Genomic DNA, 4,087 nt, shown 5'->3' with positions numbered 1-4,087 from the left:
AAAAAATGAAGGAAGAGGTTTTGCAATGCAAAACCTCTTTTGTTTTAAAGATTTACTTATAAAAAATCTGTAAGGATTTTTTATAGGCATTCTTTCATTTTTTAGTTTTTTCATTCTTTCATTAATAAAAATGCTTCACATTTTGTTATAAATATCAATTTAAAAGGTTAATGTTTTTGTAGAAAGGACATTAATATTTTTTTATTTTAAGGATTTTCAATATTTGAAATTTCATTTCACATATTTGAGACGAGGAACATATAAAATAGTATAGAAATCGTTTCAATAAACATAATAATTCTTAATTATGAAATATTAAGTCATAAAAGTATTAAAAAATATGAAATATTATTTATTTTATTTCAAAAAACTATTGAAATTATATTTCACATATGTTAGTATAATATCATAGTAAACGATTTACAAGCTTACTAAATTCGGAGGTATTATATGAAGAAAATAGATTTAGAAAAATTAACGACAGAAAGTAGAAATCAAAATACATTAAATATAGATAAAGTTTCTACATTAGAAATGGTAAAAATGATTAATAATGAAGATAAGAAAGTAGCAGAAGCGGTAGAAGCAGAATTACCTAGAATTGCAGAGGCTATAGATGAAATTGCTATAAGAATGAACAAGGGGGGAAGACTAATATATATTGGTGCTGGAACTTCAGGAAGATTAGGTATCTTAGATGCATCAGAATGTCCACCAACTTATGGTGTTTCAGAAGAATTAGTACAAGGGGTTATTGCTGGTGGTCATGAGGCGATCTTTAGAGCTAAAGAAGGAGCAGAGGATTCAAAAGAATTAGCTCTTGAAGATTTAAAGAATAAGAAGATAACTGAAAATGATATTATTGTTGGACTAGCAGCTTCAGGAAGAACACCTTATGTAATAGGTGGATTAGAATATGCAAATGAAGTTGGAGCAATGACAATAGCTATAACTTGTAATGCTGGATCAGAAGTTTCAAAGGCAGCAAAGATTTCAATAGCACCAGTTGTTGGGCCAGAAGTTGTAACAGGATCTACTAGATTAAAGTCAGGTACTGCACAAAAATTAGTTTTAAATATGTTATCAACAGGAACTATGATTAAACTTGGTAAGGTATATGGAAACTTAATGGTTGATGTAAGAGCAACAAATGAAAAGCTTGTTGAAAGAGCAAAAAAAATAGTTTGCGAAGCAACAGGAGTAACTAGGGAAGAAGCAGGAAAGTACTTAGAAGAAACAAACTCTGATGTTAAGCTTTCAATATTTATGATTCTTTCAAAGTTAGAACAAGAAGAGGCTAGAAAAGTTCTTGAAAATAGTAAGGGCTATATAGCTGAAGCACTTAAAAATATTTAATTAAATTTAAATTAAATGGAGGAATAAGCTATGACAAATTTAGAAATTGCTAAAAATTTAATTGAGTTAGTTGGTGGAAAAGATAATATAAAATCTGTTGCTAACTGTATGACTCGTTGTAGAATGGAACTTTTTGATTACTCTAAAGCAGATATTGAAGCTATTAAAAAGTCAGAAGGAGCTTTAGGAGTAGTAAACGCAGATGGACAACTTCAAGTAATATATGGACCTGGAAAAGTAAATAAGGTTACAGCAGAAGTTAGTAAGTTAGTTGGTAAAAAAGTACTTATAGGTGAAGATGCTGTTAAGGCAACTAAGGAAAAATTAAAAGAAAAAAATGATACTAAATTTAAAAATATATTAAAGAAATTAGGAAACGTATTTATTCCATTAATTCCATTATTCGTTGCATGTGGATTAGTACTTGCAGTTAATAATATTTGTGGAGTTCAATTTGGTGATGCTTACAAAACAACTACAGCAGCACAAATTATCGGTCTTATAGGTAACGGTGTATTTTCAATTCTTTCAATTTTAGTTGGTGTAAATGCAGCTAAAGAATTTGGTTCTGAAATGCCTATGATGGGTGGGGTTCTTGGTGGAATCTTATCATCAGCAGCATTAGCTAACATTACTATTTTCGGTAAAGCATTAACTCCAGGACGTGGCGGAATTATTTCAGTTATTTTAGTAGTAGTTTTATCAGTTTATATTGAAAAGGCATGTAGAAAAGTCGTGCCAGATGTATTAGATTTATTTGTTACTCCATTAGTAACTTTAACTATATCAGTTTTAGCGGCATTATTCGTACTTCAACCAGTTGGTGGATTTATATCTGACTCAATAGGAACAATTGTAGCTCAAACTATAGCATCAGATAATATGATTGTTTCAGTTCTTTCAGGAGCTGTTTCAGGTGCTTTATTCCTACCATTAGTTATGACAGGAATGCACCAAGCATTAACTCCAATTCATACAGATTTAATTACTAACGTAGGATTTACAGTATTACTTCCAATACTTGCAACAGCAGGTATGGCTCAAGTTGGAGCAACTATTGCAGTTCTTAGAAGAACTAAGAATGAAAGATTAAAGAAAACAGCTAAGAATGGATTAGTACCAGGATTCTTAGGAATTGGAGAACCTCTAATTTACGGTATAACATTACCACTAGGAAAACCTTTCCTTGGAGCTTGTTTAGGAGCTGGAGTTGGTGGAGCTGTTATGGCATTCTTCAAAGTTGGATCAGTTGCTATTGGAGTATCAGGATTACCACTAGCATTACTAATAGCAGATGGAAAGATGTTCGTATTCTTAATAGGTGTTTTAGCATCATATGTAGCAGGATACTTATTCACTGAATTGCTTGGATTCGAAGACCCAGTGGAATAATGAACAATTAAAAATTAACAATGGACAATTAAGTGGGAAATTAAGCATAGCTTAATTTCTGAAAATAAATTATATTTTAGAAACTCAGGCTTGCTCTGAGTTTCATCTACAATTATTAATTGTTAACTGTCAAATATTAATTGAAAAAGGTGTAGTTAATAGGTAAGCCTAAGTTACTATAATTTACTATAAGTAATGGGTGATTACTTAATTAATAAAATTACCTTAAGAATGAAAATATAATAAATATTTTCTAAAGTATTAATGAGGAAATTCAGCTGATGCTGAATTTCTGGAACTAAATAATTTTAATGTAAGAAACTCAGGTTTCTACTGAGTTTCATCCACAATTGTTAATTACAAGTTATTAATTATTAAGGGGAAGTGAGAGGTTATAATGAAAAAAGTAAAACAATTAGTGGATATGTTATTAGCAATAGTATGTTTAAATTTAGTAGGATGTCAAGTAAGTAATGAAGCGAAACCTCAAGAAGAAACAAAAGTTGAGGAAAAGTCATCTAAAGTTATAGCAGATACTCAGTGGTCAGATACAATGAAAATACATTGGAACCATAGAGTATACTTACCTAAGGAATATGAGGAAAATTCAGATAAAGAATATCCTGTACTTTATATGTTACATGGATGGGGTGGAAATCTAACTAACACAACTGATGAAGCTAGAATAGATTCACAAAAAATATTAGATAATTTAATAGACAATAAGGAAATTGAACCTATGATAGTTGTGTTTGTAGATGGATTTAATAGTTTTTATGTGGATGGACCAACCTTCAAGATGGAGAGTGCAATTGTTAATGATTTAATTCCTTTTATAGATTCTAAATATAAAACTTTAGATAACAGTAAAAATAGAGCTATAGCTGGAATTTCTATGGGTGGCTATGGAGCATTAAATATAGGATTAAGTAATAGTGATATGTTTAAGTCAATCGGATTAATGTCACCAGCTATTTGGGATAAAATGGAAGAAGGTAATCTTATTTATGGAAGCCAATTAGTAGACTATTATTATGAAAATTCATATCAAAATATAATGAATGATGTTAAATCTAAAGATATAGATATCTTTACATATCATGGCAAAAATGATGAAACAATAACTTATGATAATGTTGAAAGGTTTGTTTCTTATAGTACAGATGCTGGATTTGAAGTGAAATATGAATTACAAGATGAAGGTCCTCATGCTTGGCCGACATGGGGAGAAATGTATCCTAAAGTATTAAAGGATATAAGTAATAGTTTTAATAAATAAGATTTTCGTGTTTATATGTAATAATAGGCGTATTATTGAGTAGTTCTTAATATGCCTATT

The 4,087-nt window shown here is 29.9% G+C and carries 3 protein-coding genes; all 3 read left to right on the top strand.

The annotated features are described in order from the left end of the window. The first annotated feature begins 450 nt into the window (after positions 1-450). The 3 genes from murQ (at position 451) to E6248_RS14025 (ending at position 4,027) form a co-directional block, all read left to right on the top strand. Positions 451-1,356, top strand: coding sequence for an N-acetylmuramic acid 6-phosphate etherase (gene murQ, locus E6248_RS14035; protein ID WP_316341409.1), 906 nt, complete (start codon positions 451-453; stop codon positions 1,354-1,356). Positions 1,357-1,386: 30 nt separating this feature from the next. Further along, positions 1,387-2,748: a PTS transporter subunit EIIC gene (locus E6248_RS14030; protein WP_316341408.1), complete on the top strand. Its 1,362-nt coding sequence runs from the start codon at positions 1,387-1,389 to the stop codon at positions 2,746-2,748. 397 nt (positions 2,749-3,145) lie between these two features. Then, positions 3,146-4,027: an alpha/beta hydrolase-fold protein gene (locus tag E6248_RS14025; RefSeq protein WP_316341407.1), complete on the top strand. Its 882-nt coding sequence runs from the start codon at positions 3,146-3,148 to the stop codon at positions 4,025-4,027. The last annotated feature ends 60 nt before the right edge of the window (positions 4,028-4,087 follow it).

The organism is Clostridium sp. (genome assembly GCF_032552055.1).
In the GTDB taxonomy this organism is placed as follows: domain Bacteria; phylum Bacillota; class Clostridia; order Clostridiales; family Clostridiaceae; genus Clostridium.
The sequence above is the reverse complement of the archived record's forward strand: the minus strand, read 5'-3'. Positions and strand labels throughout refer to the sequence as shown.

Coding starts and splice junctions, on each gene's coding strand:
- E6248_RS14025 (WP_316341407.1), top strand. CDS start 3,146: ATGAAAAAAGTAAAACAATTAGTGGATATGTTATTAGCAATAGTATGT.
- E6248_RS14030 (WP_316341408.1), top strand. CDS start 1,387: ATGACAAATTTAGAAATTGCTAAAAATTTAATTGAGTTAGTTGGTGGA.
- murQ (WP_316341409.1), top strand. CDS start 451: ATGAAGAAAATAGATTTAGAAAAATTAACGACAGAAAGTAGAAATCAA.